The organism is Mycobacterium sp. E787, assembly GCF_001668725.1.
GTDB lineage: Bacteria > Actinomycetota > Actinomycetes > Mycobacteriales > Mycobacteriaceae > Mycobacterium.
Genome location: NZ_LZKL01000065.1, coordinates 1 through 585, shown reverse-complemented (window position 1 = coordinate 585; position 585 = coordinate 1). Strand labels below are relative to the sequence as shown.

2 protein-coding genes are annotated in these 585 nt (G+C 62.6%); both read left to right on the top strand.

The window, feature by feature from the left end:
- The first annotated feature begins 2 nt into the window (after window positions 1-2).
- Window positions 3-299, top strand: coding sequence for a WXG100 family type VII secretion target (locus tag A5705_RS14985; RefSeq protein WP_066914021.1), 297 nt, complete (start codon window positions 3-5; stop codon window positions 297-299).
- Window positions 300-349: 50 nt separating this feature from the next.
- The coding region (locus tag A5705_RS14980; RefSeq protein WP_067883426.1) for a WXG100 family type VII secretion target at window positions 350-585 on the top strand (236 nt) is incomplete at its 3' end.

The window sequence follows — 585 nt, the reverse complement described above, 5'->3', positions numbered from 1 at the left end:
ACATGGCAACACGTTTTATGACCGACCCGCACGAGATGCGGGCGATGGCGGGCCGTTTCGAGGTCCACGCGCAGACCGTTGAGGACGAGGCCCGCAAGATGTGGGCGTCGTCGATGAACATCGCCGGTGCCGGCTGGAGTGGCCAGGCGCAGGCGACCTCCTACGACACCATGGGTCAGATGAATCAGGCCTTCCGCAACATCGTGAACATGCTGCACGGTGTGCGTGACGGGCTGATCCGCGACGCCAACAACTACGAGCAGCAAGAGCAGGCCTCGCAGCAGATCCTCGGCAGCTAGCCCAACGGCGCTGTCGTCCAACAACTTCCAAGACTTGAAAGGACGTAAACATGACCATCAATTACCAGTTTGGCGATGTGGACGCCCACGGCGCGACGATTCGCGCCCAGGCGGCGTCGTTGGAGGCCGAGCACCAGTCCATCGTTCGCGATGTGCTGGCCGCTGGTGACTTCTGGGGTGGCGCCGGTTCGGTGGCCTGCCAGGAGTTCATCACCCAGTTGGGTCGTAACTTCCAGGTGATTTACGAGCAGGCCAACGCCCACGGCCAGAAGGTGCAGAGCGCCGG

Excerpts from the sequence above, each read along its gene's own strand:
- A5705_RS14985 (WP_066914021.1), top strand. The coding sequence starts at position 3 with ATGGCAACACGTTTTATGACCGACCCGCACGAGATGCGGGCGATGGCG.